Annotated in this window: 12 protein-coding genes and 1 pseudogene; 2 read left to right on the forward strand and 11 right to left on the reverse strand. The window is 42.7% G+C overall.

Features of this window, described 5'->3' with window-relative positions:
- The 10 genes and pseudogenes from E4T71_RS05535 to E4T71_RS05580 form a co-directional block, all read right to left on the reverse strand.
- On the reverse strand, positions 1-2933 hold a 2933-nt coding region (locus tag E4T71_RS05535; RefSeq protein ID WP_135037944.1), incomplete at its 3' end, for a G5 domain-containing protein.
- 684 nt (positions 2934-3617) lie between these two features.
- Positions 3618-5636, reverse strand: coding sequence for an ATP-dependent DNA helicase RecG (gene recG / locus E4T71_RS05540; RefSeq protein WP_135037946.1), 2019 nt, complete (start codon positions 5634-5636; stop codon positions 3618-3620).
- 7 nt (positions 5637-5643) lie between these two features.
- Positions 5644-6750 (reverse strand): alanine racemase, encoded by a 1107-nt coding sequence (gene alr / locus E4T71_RS05545; protein WP_135037948.1) that lies wholly within the window; start codon positions 6748-6750, stop codon positions 5644-5646.
- Positions 6722-7111, reverse strand: coding sequence for a holo-ACP synthase (gene acpS, locus E4T71_RS05550; RefSeq protein ID WP_135037949.1), 390 nt, complete (start codon positions 7109-7111; stop codon positions 6722-6724). Before acpS ends, alr begins: the two co-directional genes overlap by 29 nt.
- Before the next feature lie 182 nt (positions 7112-7293).
- Positions 7294-9807, reverse strand: coding sequence for a preprotein translocase subunit SecA (gene secA, locus E4T71_RS05555; RefSeq protein WP_135037951.1), 2514 nt, complete (start codon positions 9805-9807; stop codon positions 7294-7296).
- Positions 9808-9926: 119 nt separating this feature from the next.
- Positions 9927-10868 (reverse strand): mannose-6-phosphate isomerase, class I, encoded by a 942-nt coding sequence (manA, locus tag E4T71_RS05560; protein WP_135037953.1) that lies wholly within the window; start codon positions 10866-10868, stop codon positions 9927-9929.
- 201 nt (positions 10869-11069) lie between these two features.
- Positions 11070-11525 (reverse strand): annotated as a pseudogene (locus E4T71_RS05565) (PTS glucose transporter subunit IIA); the annotation flags it as partial.
- Between the two features lie 724 nt (positions 11526-12249).
- Entirely contained in the window at positions 12250-12663 is a 414-nt protein-coding gene (locus E4T71_RS05570; RefSeq protein WP_135037964.1) for a peptide deformylase, read from the reverse strand.
- Position 12664: 1 nt separating this feature from the next.
- A complete protein-coding gene (scrK, locus tag E4T71_RS05575; RefSeq protein ID WP_135037955.1) occupies positions 12665-13546 on the reverse strand; it encodes a fructokinase ScrK in 882 nt (293 codons plus the stop codon).
- 89 nt (positions 13547-13635) lie between these two features.
- Positions 13636-15534: a sucrose-specific PTS transporter subunit IIBC gene (locus tag E4T71_RS05580; protein ID WP_135037956.1), complete on the reverse strand. Its 1899-nt coding sequence runs from the start codon at positions 15532-15534 to the stop codon at positions 13636-13638.
- A 182-nt stretch (positions 15535-15716) separates the two neighbouring features.
- On the opposite strand from E4T71_RS05580, the gene E4T71_RS05585 reads away from it, so the two are divergent.
- Both E4T71_RS05585 and E4T71_RS05590 read left to right on the forward strand, forming a co-directional pair.
- The gene (locus tag E4T71_RS05585; RefSeq protein ID WP_135037958.1) at positions 15717-17165 is read left to right on the forward strand and encodes a sucrose-6-phosphate hydrolase; all 1449 of its coding nucleotides are present in this window, start codon (positions 15717-15719) and stop codon (positions 17163-17165) included.
- On the forward strand, positions 17155-18108 hold the full coding sequence (locus E4T71_RS05590) for a LacI family DNA-binding transcriptional regulator (protein WP_135037960.1): 954 nt from the start codon (positions 17155-17157) through the stop codon (positions 18106-18108). The genes E4T71_RS05585 and E4T71_RS05590 overlap by 11 nt, the downstream gene beginning before the upstream one ends.
- A gap of 130 nt (positions 18109-18238) precedes the next feature.
- Here the strand turns inward: E4T71_RS05590 and E4T71_RS05595 are convergent.
- On the reverse strand, positions 18239-18580 hold a 342-nt coding region (locus E4T71_RS05595; RefSeq protein ID WP_194181234.1), incomplete at its 5' end, for a transposase.

The following is an 18580-nucleotide window of genomic DNA, read 5'->3' on the forward strand; positions in this document are numbered from 1 at the left end:
AAGCTTACCTTTGTACCTGCTGGCAAGTCTCCTAGATTTGCAATAGATTTAGATGGATCTACTTCCTCACCTTGTTTAACGGTCTGATCTTGTGCTACTGGTGTGTTCTTATCCGCATCTGTTGGTTTAGAAACTCTAACAGTTACTGGAACCTTATCCGTTGAGCCATCTGGATAAGTCACTGTTACAGTCGATTCGATTACATCTCCAGGATTCGCAGTTTCAGGAATCGCTACAGTAACAACACCTGTCTCTGGATCGATTTTTACATTAGAATTACTTGAAGTAAATCTAGACCCAGTTGGAAGGCTCTGTCCATTTTCATTTTTAGGTGCTGGAACAGTTACTGTTTCTCCTGGTTTACCAGACTTCTCTTCAAATTTAGGAGAATTAGAATCCGTATCAGTTGCAGTTCCACGTTTCACAATACGGTTAACAGGAGCTGTCACCTTCTCAGTTGGCTTATTGGCAGTCACTTCACCAGTAGTAGTATTCAAGGTATAGGTAGTTGTTGTTGTCTTGCTACCATTCTTACCTTCTCTTACAATCACTTCTGGATCCGTAGTCTTCATGGTTGGATCATTTTGATACTCTGTATCATATGCAACTGTAGCAGTCTCAACTTTCGGCTTCGTACCAATCTGAACAACTTCATTAACAGCTGCTTTTTCAACTGTTCCATTTGGATGACGAACTCCATTTACACCAGGCGTTACAACCTTACGTTGTCCTACATTTAAGGTATCATTCGCCACATAAGTCGTTTCATATGGAATCGGACTCACTTGACCGGTTCCACGTTTAATAACCTTATCAACTGCGTCTACAGTCGTAACAGTTGGCTTATTGGCAGTCACTTCACCAGTGGTAGTGTTCAAAGTATAGGTAGTAGTTGTTGTCTTACTTCCATCTTTACCTTCTGTTACAACCACTTCTGGATCCGTAGTCTTCATAGTTGGATCATCTTGATACACAGTTTTATAAGCGACTGCTGCAGTTTCAACTTTCGGCTTCGTACCAATCTGAACAACTTCATTAACAGCTGCTTTTTCAACTGTTCCATTTGGATGACGAACTCCATTTACACCAGGTGTTACAACCTTACGTTGTCCTACATTTAAGGTATCATTCGCCACATAAGTCGTTTCATATGGAATCGGACTCACTTGACCGGTTCCACGTTTAATAACCTTATCAACCGCGTTTACAGTCGTAACAGTTGGCTCATTCGCAGTCGCCTCTCCAGTAGTAGTATTCAAAGTATAGGTGGTCGTAGTTGTCTTACTTCCATCTTTACCTTCTGTTACAACTACTTCTGGATCCGTAGCTTTCATCGTTGGATCATCTTGATATACAGTTTTATAAGCAATCTTTTCTGTTACAACTGTTGTTTGAGTTCCAACTTTTACAATTTTGGAAACAGGCTCCCTAGTAACTACAGGATCACCTTTTGTTTCAACAATCTCTTTTCCTTCCTTACGATAAGTTGTTGTAACAGTCTGCTCACCATCAACACCTTCACGTTCCACTTGCTGAGTATTCGCTGCTAAAGAGTCGTCTGCTTTATATTCTGTAGTAAATGGAATGGGAGATGTCTCTACCTTAGGATCTGGTACCGCAGGTCCATCAAGTTCTTCTACTGCTCGTACATAAGCACCCTTATCAAAACGAGGAGTTGCTATCATTGCATTCCGAATATTAGTATTTGTACTATATTGGCCTGGTCTAAATTTCCGATTATAGGTAGGTGAGAAAGTTGTTCCCAAGTCAAGGGTGATGCTCGCATAATCTATATCTTTTCTGGCTACACGAGCATAAAATTCAATTCTATTCGGCTGTCCAATATTCACCTTGAAGCCTGAAGCCCAAAAATTATAACTTCCTCCGTCAACACCAGAATTTGGCAATCTTCTTCCATTTACTGTCACAGAATCTGTCAGAAATTGCATATTCCCAGCAGATGCAAGATCCATAGCAAATGGTGCTTCTGTGGCTTTTCCAGCTACCACCGTCGGAGTATAATCTAATTCAAAACGAACTAATTCAGTTGTAGCGGTATGACCTGATTCTACTAAGTAACCTTTGAAATTAGTCACTCGTCCACCATTTTGATAATTGTGACTACTAGATTGACTATAAATTTGTCTTTCCCCAGCCTTTGCTGCCCTCAGTACAGCCGAACGAAATGGAGAAAAACTAGCAGTTGCTAAACTACCATTTGTTTCATCTTCTGATATTCCCTTATCAGCTTTCTCAAGTTTATCTGTCTCCATTAAAGCCTTTTCAAAAGAGCGACTAGAGGAATGCACCTCGTCTTCCTTGAAAATTGATGTAGGTTGATTCGTTTCGTCTCCAACAGAAGTGTTAGCCTTCAGAATTTCTTCCGTCTTTAAATGAGATGAAGATTCTTCGACAGATGACGTCACTGGTAAAACGGGATCCGCTGCATAAACAGACGTACTCTCTGTCTCCGCAGCAACGCCTTCCTGTTTATTAGATGGCAATTCAACAGTTGGATCTTTGACCTCAGTCTCATTGTCTACTGACTTACTTTCTGAAACAGGGACCTTATCTTCAGCCTTTGATTCAGATGATGTTATCAAGGAATCTTTTGAGTATGCTGACTCCGCTTGTGTAGAATCAGAGATATTCTTAACTTCTACAGAAGTATTGACTTCCTCAGTATCTGAAGACAATAGCGGTTCAGCTTTATAAATGGATTGATTCTCGGAATCAGTCTCCGATTCTAATCCTTCTACACCACCTGAAACATCTGTTGTACTTGTATCTCCTGATTCAGTTGATAATTTACTATCAGCTTGTACTTCTTGTCCGGCAAATAGTAAGGTCCCCAATAAAACTGACACGGTACCATATGAGTATTTTCTCAGCGAAAATCTCTGAACCTGACGATCAAACATGCTTTTTTTCATGTATTTCCAACTCTCCTTTATAAATTAGTTAACATAGATTCAGAATTTATACCAATTCAGAATTATATCCCCCCTAAGATTAGCATTTCTTCATTGATTTGTAAAGAATTAATCTCTAAATCATTCATACTCCAGAAAAATCTGTGTAAATACCTAAAAATCATCAGAAACAACCAATAACCAATTGGAATTTCTGATGATTCTTGTTGTTAACCAAATTGTTCTAGGGATAAAAATGTATTCAGTACCTTATCATCCTAAAAAGGGCAGACTCCGCCCTTGGTGCGATTATCTATTTTAAAAAAATATATACCTAACAAGGGTGGACTTCCATCTCTTACTTCATAAAGAATGGGGAGCGAGAAATTTAAGCTAGAAATTCGTTCAAAAAGAGTTCGAAACTCCTCCTTCAGAGAAATGAAGTAACTTTCCCCACTCTCTTCAATGGACTTGTAAATTTGTGGAGAAGCGAAACCGCTATCCATGCGGAAAAGTAACTGATTGAAATCTTCTAAAGAACACCTCTAAACCTCTGTTTTTCTTCAAATTGAGTTGCTAAAACCTTGATAAATCAACGTTTAGAAGTTTAGAGATTGAGTTTAGAGGGACCCCTGAACTTATTCTCGTCATGAGTTAGCAGGCAAAGCATGCTTGGAGTTTTAGTTATGTGTGAATAATTTGAGATTAATCCAATAGTGACTCTTCTAGCAAATTCCACACTATTTCTTGCCATAAGGGATTACTCCGCCAATCTGGATCTTGGACAATTTCTTGAGCTACTTTTCTGGCCTCCTCTACAATAGAAAAATCTTCTAGAATATCTGCCACTTGAAATTCAGGTAAACCTGATTGTCTGGTCCCGAAAATCTCACCTGAACCCCGCATTTTCAAATCTTCCTCCGCTAAGCGAAAACCATCGGTAGTCTCTGTCATGATTTTCATCCGTGATTTTCCTGTGTCTGTTTTAGGATTGGCAATCAATACAGCGTAAGATTGACTCGAACCACGTCCAACACGCCCGCGTAACTGGTGGAGTTGGCTGAGTCCAAAACGATCAGCATCAACAATAATCATAATGGATGCATTCGGAACATTAACGCCAACTTCAATAACAGTCGTTGACACCAGAACCTTGAGTTCTCCAGCCTTAAAGCGAGCCATGACCTGATCTTTTTCCACTGCCTTCATCCGTCCATGAAGCAAACCAACCTCTATTCCTTGACCTAAGAAAGACTGCAATTCTGCTTGCAAATCCTGAGTATTTTTTAAATCCAAGGCTTCCGATTCCTCAATCAAGGGGGAAATCACATAAGCTTGAGCCGCTTTCTTCTGAAGTTCCTCTTTTAACCAAGTATAGACTTGCTCTTGCTGCTCTTGTTTGACCCAACGGGTTATAATAGGCTTCCGGCCTGCTGGCAACTGGTCAATAATGGAGACATCTAAATCACCATAAGCCGTGATTGCCAAGGTTCGTGGAATGGGCGTCGCCGTCATCATTAGAACATCCGGACGCAGACCTTTTTCCCGCAAGGCACGTCTCTGCTTGACACCGAAGCGGTGTTGTTCGTCAACAATAATCAACCCCAGTTTATCATATACCACCCCATCCTGAATAAGAGCATGCGTTCCAATGACAAAAGCCGCCTCGCCAGAAGCAATTCGTTCTAAGACTTCCCGCCTGACCGCTCCTGTTTGGCTCCCCTTGAGCAAGACCATGGGGATATCCGGAAAGAGCTGGTTTAAACTTTCCATATGCTGTTCTGCCAAGATTTCCGTTGGCACCATAAGTGCCGCTTGATAGCCCGCTGTATAAGCGGCATACATGGCCAAGGCAGCCACGATTGTTTTACCACTTCCCACATCCCCCTGCAGCAGGCGACTCATCTGACGATCACTGGCCATGTCTGCCAAGATGTCCTGCAAGGCCTTCTCCTGAGCTAGAGTGAGTGAAAAAGGGAGATCCGCCTTTGCCTGGGCTAGGAGATCTGGTGAATAAGTCAGGATTTCCCCATCCCCAGGTTTTCCCGCTTCCCTTTTAAGCAACTGCAAGGGCAACTGGAAATAGAGCAACTCCTCAAACTTAATTCGACGAAGGGCTTGCTTGTAAGCCACTAAATCCGGGGGAAAGTGCATATACTCTACCGCAGTAACGCGATCCAGAAGGCGGTAGCGTTCCCGCAATACTTGTGGCAAGTTCTCCTCTAATAAATGATGAAGCCCCTCATCGATTACCTGCCGAATCAACTTCACCAGACTAGCCTGAGAAATCCCCTGGGCCACGTGATAAACCGGCTGCAAATCCTGATCAATTTGGGTCAGAAATTTCATACCTGTCAAACTATTCTTAGCCTGATCCCACTTCCCATAAACCGCAACAGTCGCTCCCATCTGAATCTTATCCACCAAATAGGGTTGGTTAAAAAAATTGACTCCAATCACAACCTGATCTTGCTGAATGGAAAAACGAACGCGATTACGCTTATAACCGTAGTACTGAACACTTGCTGGGCGAACAACAACACCGGATAAAACAGCTTTTTCACCATCTTCCAAATCAAAGACCGACTTGTTTTTAAAATCTTCATAACGAAAAGGAAAATACAAAAGCAAGTCTTGCAGGGTCTCAATCCCTAAACGAGCCCACTTCTCAGCCGATTTAGGACCAACTCCCGCTAAAACGGTTAAGGGTTGATGCAAATTCATAAGTCACCTATTTTCGATAAACACGTGGAATGCGATCGCTAAGCAAGCAAACAACTTCGTAATTAATGGTCCCCCTGTATTCAGCAACTTGAGTCACATCAATCCTCTCCTGACCATTGCTTCCTATCAAGGTTACCTTAGTTCCAAGTGGGTAAGCTTTGGGCAAACGAATGGTTAATTGGTCCATAGAAACCCGACCCACAATCGGACAAAATACGCCATCAACCAAGACTTCAAAGTCTTGCATATCGCGAGTCCACCCATCCGCATAGCCTAAAGGGAGGGTCCCAATATACTCTTCCTCTTGGCTGACGTAAGTTTTCCCATAGCCCACCCCTTGCTGGGAAGCTATTTTCTTAACATGGACTAATTCGGATTCCAAGGACAAGGCTGCTTTGATTTCAAAAGGAATATCTAAAGCAAGCCCACTCGGATTCATCCCATAAATAACATTGCCTAAGCGAACCATGTTCAAAACAGTCTCAGGATGCCAGATGCTGGTCGCTGAATTGGAAGCGTGCACCAAAGCCGGAACCTCCTCCAATTCCTCCAAAAGGTTGGCAAAGCGCTGCTCTTGTTCCACAAAATAGCTGGTATCCACCTCATCAGCAGTCGCAAAATGAGTAAAAATCCCTTCCACTTCAACACCCTGTGCTCGCAAGGCTTGCTGGGCTTCTTGGATTCCTGTTGCAGAACGAAAACCAATTCGCCCCATACCAGAATCAACCTTGAGGTGAACTCTTAAACCTTCTAAATTCAGCCCTAAAGACAAGAGTTCCTGTACCCAGTCTAGACTAGCAACCGTCAAGCAGATATCATGCTCCAAAGCCAAACTAACCGCAGCGTAGGCTGTCACCCCCAAGACCAAAATATCTTTAGTGATTCCACTCTCACGTAATTCTAAGGCCTCGTCGATATTGGAGACTCCAAAAGCATCGACAATCCCTTGAATATAATGAGATACCGCTACTGCACCATGCCCATACGCATTGGCCTTAACCACCGCCATTCGGAGTGTACCCTCTGGCAACCGGCTAGCAACCTGCTCAATATTATAGACAACAGCCTCCAAAGAAATAACCGCCTTAGTCGGCCGATGGGGACTCGTTTTCATGACTGACCTCCTCTAAAATAACACTGGCTTGAACAAGGGTTTTAGTGTGACTAATGGAAACGAAGACCTTCCCTGCAAAGGGAGATTTAGAGAAATAAGGGGCCCCGTTATCCGTATTTAAAATTTCTAAATCCTGAAAACCCAAGAGCCCAGCACCAATACCTGTACCCCAAGCCTTGGCAAAAGCTTCCTTAGCAGACCAACGGCCACCGATATACTCCAATTTTCGCTTAGGACTCAGCCCTTCAAAAATAACTTGCTCTGCTGGGGTTAAAACTTTGGCTACAAAACCAGGTTTCCGCTCCATTACATCCGCAATCGAAGACAGCTCCTCCACATCGATACCATATCCAATAATCATATCCTTACCTAATTCACTTCAATATCAGAATCATCATGATCGTTCTGATCACTAATTGAGTCCTAAAAGCGAGAGCAACCTACAAACAATGACGACCCCTTGATTACATATAATTTTTAAACATTTTTATTACAAAAAGGAGTGGAGCTAGACTGCCCACACTCCTCTACATTTCATGTTTACTAACGGCCATGACAGTTCTTGAAACGTTTTCCTGAGCCACATGGGCAAAGGTCATTGCGTTTCACCTGACTCAAGTCAATATCGCCGGGCAACTCCTTACCCTCTGCTGCAATATTTCGCGTTGCTGTTGTCCGAATCTTATGCTCTGCACGAGGACGCTCCTGTTGGTGAATCTGTGCCTTCATCATAAGGCGTGTCACATCATACTCCAAAGAAGCAATCATGTCATTAAACATGCGGAAACCTTCAGCCTGATACTCAACAACTGGATTGTTTTGAGCATAGCCTCGAAGTCCAACTGCGTTCCGTAATTGATCCAGAGCATCAATATGATCCGTCCACTTGTTATCCACAACACGGAGAATCAAGACTTTCTGGAATTCTTTGACCGCTTCCTCATTTTGCAACTTGGAAACCTGATCATCATAAACATCCATAGCTAGCTCATACAAATAATCAATCATTTCCGCATCACTGAGACCTTCCAAGTCTTCCTTGTCAATCTCATCTTCCGGAACAATACAATAATGCGCAAAATTGTAAAGAGCTTCGAGACGTTCTTCCTTAGAAGAGCGACTATGGTTTTCGACTTGACGCTTGATCGTCCGATGAATCATTGCATGGATTTCAGGCGCTAAATCTCGGTCAGCAGAAATCACATCATAACGTTCACGGTAGATAATTTCTCGTTGCTCTCGCATCACATCATCATATTGCAAGACTTGCTTACGGGTATCATAGTTATTTCCTTCAACCCGCTTCTGAGCCGCCTCTACTTGACGCGTCAACATCCCTGAACGGATTACAGACTCTTCTTCCGATAAATTCATCCGGTCCAATAAAGCCTTAATACGTTCTGAACCAAAACGACGCATCAAATCATCTTCAAGTGATAGATAGAATTGGGATTCTCCTGGATCTCCCTGACGACCGGCACGACCGCGTAACTGGTTGTCAATCCGACGACTTTCGTGACGCTCAGTTCCAATAACACAGAGACCACCATTTTCACGAACTCCTTCACCGAGCTTGATATCTGTACCACGTCCCGCCATATTAGTCGCGATGGTAACCGCACCCGGTTGTCCAGCATTCATGATAATCTGTGCTTCCTTGTAATGGTTTTTGGCATTCAAAACTTCGTGAGGAATACCTGCAGCAACTAATTTTTGAGATAGGTAGTCACTGGTATCGACCGATACTGTCCCCACCAAGACAGGTTGGCGTTTTTCGTAATGGCGTTTAATTTCTTCAACAACCGCTTTAAATTTAGCTTCCAAGCTAGGATAAAGCAAATCAGGGTGGTCAATCCGTTGAACAGGACGGTTCGTTGGAATAGGAATAATCCGAATATTATAAATTTCACGGAATTCCTCTTCCTCGGTTTTTCCAGTCCCTGTCATCCCAGATAGCTTTTTATACATCCGGAATAAATTCTGATAGGTAATTGAAGCCGATGTTTTACTTTCATCCTGAATCGGAACAGCTTCCTTAGCCTCAATGGCTTGGTGCAAACCATCAGAGAAGCGACGCCCTTCCATTGTCCGACCTGTAAATTGGTCAACAATCAAAATTTCCTGTTCGGGACTCACTACGTAGTCAATGTCTAAGGTCATAATATAATTGGCCCGCAAAGCATTGTCAATAAAGTGGGTTAAGGCTACATGTTCAATATCATAGAGGTTATCCAACTTGAAGTAAGCCTCTGCCTTATCAATTCCTGAATCAGAAAGACCAATTGTTTTAGAAGGGACATCGATGATGTAATCGTCTTCCACCAAAGTTTTAACATAGCGATCTGCCAAATAGTAAAGCTGATTCGTCTCTGATGAAGTTGGGCCAGATACAATCAAAGGTGTCCGAGCTTCGTCAATCAAGATAGAATCCACCTCATCTACCAAGGCATAATTCAAAGGGCGTTGAACCATATCTTCTGGACGAGCAACCATGTTATCCCGCAAATAATCAAAACCAATCTCGGCATTGGTTGAGTACGTGATATCACAAGCATAGGCTTGACGTTTCTCCATCGGAGACTTCGATGCCAGGTTAATCCCTACCGAAAGGCCTAACCAAGAGTAGAGTTCTCCCATCTCCGTCGCATCCCGTTCACTAAGATACTCATTGACAGTGACTACGTGTACCCCTTCACCAGAAATCGCATTCAAATAAACAGGCATTGTCGCTGTCAGGGTCTTTCCTTCCCCCGTCCGCATTTCCGGAACGTCACCATGATGGAGAACAATCCCTCCCATTACCTGTACTTTATAAGGGAATAGCCCTAAAACCCTCTTAGCACCTTCCCGTACCACAGCAAAAGCTTCGTACAAGAGTTCATCTAAGGACTCCCCTTCCATATAGCGGTCCTTAAATTCCTCTGTTTTGGCCTTGAGTTCCTCATCTGTTAAAGCCGCCATTTCCTCTTCATAAGAGAAAACACGATCTGCCATCCGTTCAATTTTTCGAAGTTCCCCTCGATCGTTTTCAATAATGGATTTTAATAAATTTGCCATTGTTTTCCTTACTTGTTCATTTTTTTATACTGCCCTTCATTATATCATAATCTAGGCCATCTTGAAAATTTAACCTAAAAATGAAAAAGGGAGTTTTCATCCAACTCCTCTTTCCATTCCTAAGGGTGACTGACTATCAACTCCATCTCACCACTAAATGACCACGAATCAACATCTTGTAATAGGAGGAAGTGATCGCCTTTCTTGAGAGGGTAATCTTGCTCCCCTACCGTCATGTTTCCACGCCCTTCAATCACACTAACCAAAAGGTAATCCGCTTCACGAGATAGCTCGGCCAACTCCCGAATTTCCCATTTCCAAACCACAAAGAAATCATTGGCTACCAACTGCTTATAACGGTTTGAACCAACTTTCAGTGCAGCAGTACGGGAATTCGCAACCGGCCCCAAATTAAGTACATCTAGTGATTGCTGGAGATGCAACTCCCTTGTTTGTCCCTGTTCATCTTGACGATCAAAGTCATAGACACGATAGGTCGTATCACTTGATTGCTGAGTTTCTAAAATCAAAATCCCTTTGCCAATCGCATGCATCGTTCCACTGGGAACATAAAAGAAATCACCTTTTTGAACAGGTTGTCGTAAGAGCAAATCATCCCAACAACCTTCAGCTAACATCTGAGCCAGTTCTTCCTTACTTTGAGCCTGATGTCCATAAATAATTTCCGCGCCCGGCTCTGCATCTAGCACATACCAACATTCCGTCTTTCCTAATTCACCTTCATGTTCTAACCCATAAGCATCATCTGGATGCACTTGAACACTCAGCCAATCATTGGCGTCCAAAATCTTGGTCAACAACGGAAAAACAGGTTCTGACCGGTTGCCAAAAAGAGCAGGCTGCTCTCGATAGAGTTGGTCTAAGCCCATCCCTTGAAAGGGACCATTCAAAATCGTGGAAACCCCATTGGGATGAGCAGAAATAGCCCAAGCCTCCCCAAACTTCCCATCCTTTAAGGGATAGCCAAAGACCTCTTCCAGTTTTCGGCCACCCCAAATTTTTTCCTGAATAACAGCTTGTAAAAATAACGGTTGTCCCATTTCTCACTCCTTCTTTAAAGCTAGAAGACCCTGGATACTGATGCAACCAAGGTCCACATTTTTATTTATAAGTTTGTATCCAAGTCTTAGCTACCCTCAGCCTTGAAAAGAATCTTAAACCTTTAGTAGTAACAGCAAGCATCTCTAAGAACGCCTTAGTCCAGCACAAATGACAACTGCCATCTGCTTTATACAAGATTCTTATTGAACACCTGGTCGCTTCAAGGCAAATAGCCCTTCCCCTACCTCAGTAGTTCCTTGTGCCAAACGCTCCATTTGTAAAAACTCCGCAGGGTTGGTCACGATAATCATGGTTGTGGCTTCTAGACCAGCATCCGCAATCACAGCTGGATCAAACTGAGCCAATACTTCACCCGCTTCGACCATTTGCCCCTGTTTTACCTTGGCATCAAAACCTTGCCCTTCCAAAGACACGGTATCAATCCCAATATGAACCAAAAGCTCTACTCCCTGAGCTGTCCGCAAGCCATAGGCATGACCTGTTTCAAAAGCAATCGTCACTTCTCCACTAACAGGGGCATAGGCTACATTGGTTACAGGTTTCACTGCAAAACCGGTCCCCATAGCTCCACTGGCAAAGACTGGATCATTCACCTCTTCTAATGGCAAAACCTCTCCTGCCACAGGGCTTGCCACAATGATTTCCCCTCTATCCTCAGCATCTTTATTTGAAAATAAAGAACCAATTCGTTTTTGAAACCAGGATTTCTCAGCCATTTTCATCACCTCTGTAAACGTTTTATAACTTGGTTTAATGGTATCATCTTTTGGCCAAATGTCAAGATAGAGATAACTAGATCACCCCCTCTATTTTTCTAAGATTCATAAAAATATCCATACCCACCTTTCCCATGTAGCCTCCATCAATGTTTCTCTTCCCCATTACTAGTGACACGCTTGCTATTTGTGGCATACCATCAACCATTTTTACGCTGATAGGCTATAAATTTCAAGCTTTTGAGTGTTCGAATACTTAAGTGTCCACTCGTTTTCAAACATTTGATTTATTTTAGCCGTATCATCATTTTTTAGAAACAAAAACAACCGTTTCACTCATATTCCCCGCACAGGTGATTGGGAGTTTACAATACAAATAAACTTGCCAATCAAGCATTGCACTAACGTTTTTACTGTATCAAAAAAGACGGCTGGGATCTTTCCCCAGCCCTATTAGCTTTATCTAAAAATAAATCCTACCATATTCATAGACTCTAGGAATTTTATTCCTAATGTTTGTTTTGCCTATTCGTTTCTTGAGACAGTAACCGATAATTCTAATTCACTAAAAAGCACCCCAAATGTAACTAACTCATCTCACATTTGGAGTGTCTTTCAATTTTTCTGAAAGGCAATATCGGTATTAAATCAAAATTCCCTGGAAATGGTCAAATTCATGTTGAAAAATTTGAGCAGGAAGATCTACTAAATCCATTTCCTGTGGTTGAAAATGTTGGTCCAAGTAGGAAATTCGAATCTTCCGAAAGCGTGTCGTTGGACGAACTCCGTCCAACGACAAACAACCTTCTTCGGTCTCGTAAGGATTCGATTGGCTAAGAATCTTCGGATTAAAGAGAACGAGATCCAAGCCTGGAGCTAGGCTAATAATCATGGCTTGCTTGGTATGACCAATCATATTGGCTGCTAAGCCCACACAACGATCGCGATTAGCAGCCAAAGCTAAGCGTAATTGATCAGCTAGTCCTAAATCCAAAGGACTGACAGGAGACGATGGCTGACTAAGAAATCCCTTATCTCGAATAATTTCCGGTACCATCTTAGGACTCACTTACTTCCTTAGCCAAGACAAAATTCCCCAAGGTTGCAGAACCATTTTCCGGCACTGCTGGTGTCACAATATAATCCTTCAAATCTGGAACTGGAAGATAACCATTTAACAGCTTCTCAAATTCCCGATGAACCCGTTTTAGCATATGATCTTGGGCCATGACACCGCCCCCAAAAACAATGACTTGTGGACGGAAAGTCAGAGTTGCTTGAACCGCTGCTTGAGCAATATAAGATGCTTGAATATCCCAAACTGGTGAGTCCAAGGCAATGTGTTCTCCTCGAATTCCTGCACGTGCCTCAAGACTTGGACCTGCCGCCATTCCTTCCAAGCAAGTACCATGGAACGGACAAACTCCTTCAAAACCAGACTCCCGGTCTAACTCATGCAAGGCAACAGGAACATGTCCCATTTCTGGATGTCCTTGACCCCCAATAAACATCCCATCTTGGATAACACCAGCTCCAATACCCGTACCAATGGTATAGTAAACCAAATGATTAATTTTGTGGTTACGAGCAACAATTTCTCCAAAGGCAGAGGAATTAACATCTGTGGTCACATAGATGGGAATTCCCAAAGCTTCCTTGAAGGGACCAACTAAATCAACATTAGCCCAGTGAGGTTTAGGGGTTGTGGTAATATAACCATAGGTTTCAGAGCTATGAGCAATATCCAATGGACCAAAAGAACCAATCGCCAAACCAGCTAAATCAAACTTTGAGAAAAAATCAATGGCTTGACCAATAGTTTCCTCAGGCGTAGTCGTTGGAAATTGAATTTTCTCAACAACCTCAAAATTGCTATCACCGACAGCGCAAACAAATTTCGTTCCGCCAGCTTCCAAACTAGCATATAATTTTTCAGACATAGAAACCCTCATCATTTTTTATTTTATAGATTTTAATCATTACATAGTTAAGGCCGAGACTTGGAGTCTCGGCCCTTTTATTTTATCACTTATTTAGCAGAAAGGCTAAGAACTTCTGAACCTTTTTGGACAGCTTGTCCAGCTTCTACTGGCGCAACTTGTCCGTATTCAGCAGTATTGGTTACGATAAACATAGTTGTATCTTCAAGACCTGCTTCAGCAATGGCAGCTGGGTCAAAAGTACCCAAAACATCCCCTGCTTTTACTTTGGCACCAGACTGAACTTTTTGTTCAAATCCTTTACCTGCCATCGATACAGTATCGATACCAACATGGATCAAGAGTTCAGCACCCTTGTCTGTTTTCAAACCATAAGCGTGTCCTGTTTCAAAAGCAACAGTAACAGTCGCATCTGCAGGTGCATAAACCACACCTTGACTAGGCTTAATCGCAATCCCGCTTCCCATTGCACCGCTAGAGAATACTGGATCATTAACTGTTTCAAGAGCAACCGTTTCTCCTTCAACAGGAGTTGCTACAGCTTCATCTTGCAAACCAACCATTTGCGCTGCTTCAACAGCCACTTCAACTTCTTCAACCTCTTCTTCTTTCTCCTGATAACCAAAAGCATAAGTCAAACCGAATCCAAGACCAGTGGTTAAAAGAACCATGATGACGTATTGAAGCAATTGACCATTGAGGTAAAGAAGAGTTCCTGGAATAATGGTTACTCCAAATCCTGTACCAGCAAGGTTCATGATAGAAGCCAACCAACCACCAGCCGCACCGGCGATCAATCCCATTACAAATGGTTTTCCGTAACGAAGGTTCACCCCGAAGATTGCTGGCTCTGTAATTCCCAAGCTAGCAGAAAGAGCTGCTGGGAAAGCAAGAGCTTTCAATTTTTTATCTTTTGTTTTAACACCAACCGCAAGCGTTGCCCCCATTTGAGCAGTCATGGCAGCCGTAATGATAGCATTAAACGGATCACGACCAGTGTTTGCAATCAATTGAGATTCCAACAAGTTGAAGATGTGGTGAACACCTGTTACCACGATCAATTGGTGAACTCCACCAAGGATCAGTCCAGCCAAACCAAATGGTAAGGCAAGGATTGCTGTTGTTGCTGCAAGAACAATGTTTTCAACAGAGTGGAAGACCGGTCCAATAACAAAGAGACCAAGAACAGACATCACCAAGAAAGTGATAAATGGAACCAACAAGAGATCCAAGACATCTGGAACTTTCTTATGCAACCATTTCTCTAATTTCGCTCCGAGCAAACCAACAAAGAAAGCTGGAAGAACAGAGTTTTGGTAACCAACTACCGGAATGAAACCAAAGAACATCAATGGTTCTGCGTCACCTGAAGCAACTGCCCATGCATTTGGAAGAGCAGGGCTAACCATCATCAATCCTAAAACAATCCCGATAACTGGGTTACCACCGAATACACGGAAAGCTGACCATGCAATCAAGGCTGGGAAGAAGATAAAGGCGGTATCTGTTAGAACCTGTGTCCACAAATAGAAATCAGTGCTTGAAAAAGCTTCTGAAGTCGTTCCGAATAGACTTAGAACAGCATCATTATTAATAGCTCCTCGAATCCCCATAAAGAGACCTGTCGCAACGATTGCTGGTAGGATTGGTACGAATACATCTCCGAAAGTACGGATAGAACGTTGGAACCAATTTCCTTGCTTAGCAGCTTCAGCTTTCTGCTCACCAGTTGAACTGGTTGGAAGTCCCAATGCTACAACTTCATCATAAATTTTATTAACGGTACCAGTACCAAAAATGATTTGGTATTGACCAGAGTTAAAGAAGGCTCCCTGAACCTTGTCCAAATTCTCAACTCTATCCTTGTCGATTTTGGACTCATCCTTGACCATTACCCGTAGGCGGGTCGCACAGTGAGCAACGCTATTCACGTTCTCCTGTCCACCAAGCGCTTCGATTACGGACTGGGCAATCTGCTTGTTATCCATGTGACAACTCCTTGTTATATTTTTTTGAAAACGGTTTACACCGTTCTGACAATTGTTATTGTATCACATCTGAAAAATATGTCAATCGTTTTGCAGAAAAAATATTTTTACTGACGTAAACCCTTGATTTTTCTTAGGAAAACATTTACTATAAAATAGCAAAAAACTATGGAGGCCCTTTTATGAAATGGACTACAGAAAACCGTTATAAACGCTACGAAGATTGGACAGCAGAGGAATATCAAAAACTCCAAGATCTCAACGCCCAATCCCCTTGGCATAACCACTACCATGTTGAACCGGCTACTGGGCTCCTCAACGATCCAAATGGATTTTCCTATTTTGACGGCAAGTGGATTCTTTTTTATCAAAACTTCCCCTTTGGTGCAGCCCACGGGCTCAAACAATGGGTCCAACTTGAAAGTGATGACTTGGTCAACTTTAAAGAAACTGGCTTAAAACTCCTCCCAGACACTCCTCTTGACAGCCATGGCGCTTACTCTGGTTCCGCCCTACAAGTTGAAGACAAACTGTTCCTTTTTTATACTGGAAATGTCCGCAATAAGCAGTGGATTCGCCACCCTTACCAAATTGGCGCGCTCGTCCATAAAGACGGAACTTTGGAAAAAATGGAGCAAGTCCTGATTGACCAACCCGAAGATGCAACTGATCACTTCCGTGACCCACAAATCTTCCAATTTGAAGGGGAATACTATGCTATCGTTGGCGGACAAGACCTGGATAAAAAAGGGTTTGTCCGTCTCTACAAGGCTGAGAATAAGGATATCCGCAACTGGCAATCCGTTGGCGACTTGGATTTTGCCAACGATCGTACCGCTTACATGATGGAATGTCCCAACCTGGTCTTTATCAACCAACAACCGGTACTTCTCTACTGTCCACAAGGTTTGGACAAGAATATCTTTGACTACCAAAACATCTATCCAAACCTCTATAAAATAGGTCAATCGTTTGACACTACTACAGCCACAATGGTTGAGGTTGGACCACTCATGCAGTTGGACTATGGATTTGAAACCTATGCTACTCAAGGATTCAATGCTCCAGATGGAACTGCCTATGCTATCTCCTGGATGGGATTGCCAGATGTTGGCTACCCATCAGATGCTTTTGAACATCAAGGCTGCATGTCGCTCGTTAAAAAATTAAGCATCAAAGACGGTAAACTCTACCAAGAACCAGTTGAAACCATGAAGAATCTCCGTCAAGCACCAGAAGCATGGGCGGATCGTGTAGAAACTGACAACAGCTATGAATTAACACTCAGTGTTCCCGCAGGACAAGATGCTAACCTCGTACTCTTTGCAAATGCAGACAAAGAAGGACTTAACATCCAGATCGACCGTGAAGCTGGTCGTCTGACTGTCGACCGCTCCGGTTTGGCACATCGCTTCGATTTAGAACATGGCGAAAGTCGAGATTTGGAACTCCCAGCAGGCGAGACAAAACTTCAAATCTTTATCGACCAATCAACCTTTGAAATCTTTATCAACGACGGAGAATTTGTCCTATCTGGTCGAGCTTTCCCAAGTCAAGATCAAACAGGCTGCTATCTAACAAATGGACAAGTAACTGGGCACTACTATCCACTCTCAGCAAATGGCCGTTAAATTAACAGATGTCGCCGAACATGCCGGCGTTAGCCCTACTACTGTCTCTCGTGTTATCAACCGCAAAGGCTACCTGTCTCAAAAAACAATCGATAAGGTAACGAAGAGTATGCGGGAACTCGGCTACAAGCCCAACAACATGGCCCGCAGTCTACAAGGAAAATCTGCAAAATTAGTTGGCTTGATTTTCCCAAAACTAGGCCATGTATTCTATGCTGAGCTCATCGATGCCCTAGAAGCAGAACTCTTTAAGCGCGGTTATAAAACCATTATTTGTAATAGTCAAGGAGAGCCTGAAAAAGAGCGAGAATATTTGGAAATGTTAGAAGCCAATCAGGTAGATGGTATTATCTCATCCAGTCACAATCTGGGAATCGACGACTACAATCGGGTTACCGCTCCAATTGTTGCCTTCGATCGCAATCTTTCTCCAGATATCCCAGTAGTCGCCTCCGATAACTATAGTGGCGGAGAAATCGCCGCCAACTATCTCGTCAAAACTGGGGCGCGTAACATTCTGATGTTGACAGGCAATGATAATTCCAATTCTCCCACAAGTCTTCGACACGCAGGCTTTGCCAGCGTACTCCCACAGGCTCCTATTGTCAATCTACCCTCTCACTACAGTACCCAGCGTAAGGAAATGGAGATTCGACAAATCCTCCGAGATCATAGTCCTGATGGCATCTTTGCCTCAGACGACCTCACTGCGATTCAAGTGCAAAATATCGCTAAAAGCATGAATCTTGATTTAGAAGTCATTGGTTATGACGGGACCCACTATGTAGAGCACTACCACCCACACCTAACAACTATCAAACAACCCATTGCTGAAATGGCTGAACTGATGGTCGAAATCCTCTTAAAACGAATCAAAGGACAAACGATGGAGCACACCGGCTACATTCTTCCGGTAAGTCTCTTGGCAAGTCCACGAAATTAGAAGGAAAAGAGGCTGGGAAAACACGAACAATTTCTGGCTTCCCTTAAAATTTGAATAGATAAAACAGCTTAGAATCAACGTTTCTAATGACGTCATTCTAAGCTGTTTTCTATTTCGAAACTTTTTATACTCATTCAGAATCAAAATTAGCAGATATCCATTCTCTATGGACAATCGATCGTAAGCGAGTAGTTGATAAGCTTTGGATAACTTCTTGCAACTGATCAATGACGTCATTCAATGATTTAAATGCTTTGTTCTTAAATCCTAATTTCCGAATCTCTGCCCAAACTTGTTCAATCGGATTCATCTCTGGTGTATAAGGTGGAATAAATGTAAATTCAATATTGCTAGGAATATCCAATGTCTGTGATTTATGCCAAACCGCATTATCCATCACCAAAATAATATAATCGTTAGGGTAAGCTTCTGACAGTTGTCGTAAAAATTCATTCATCCAAGCCGTATTACA

The organism is Streptococcus sp. WM07 (assembly GCF_004570525.1).
In the GTDB taxonomy this organism is placed as follows: domain Bacteria; phylum Bacillota; class Bacilli; order Lactobacillales; family Streptococcaceae; genus Streptococcus.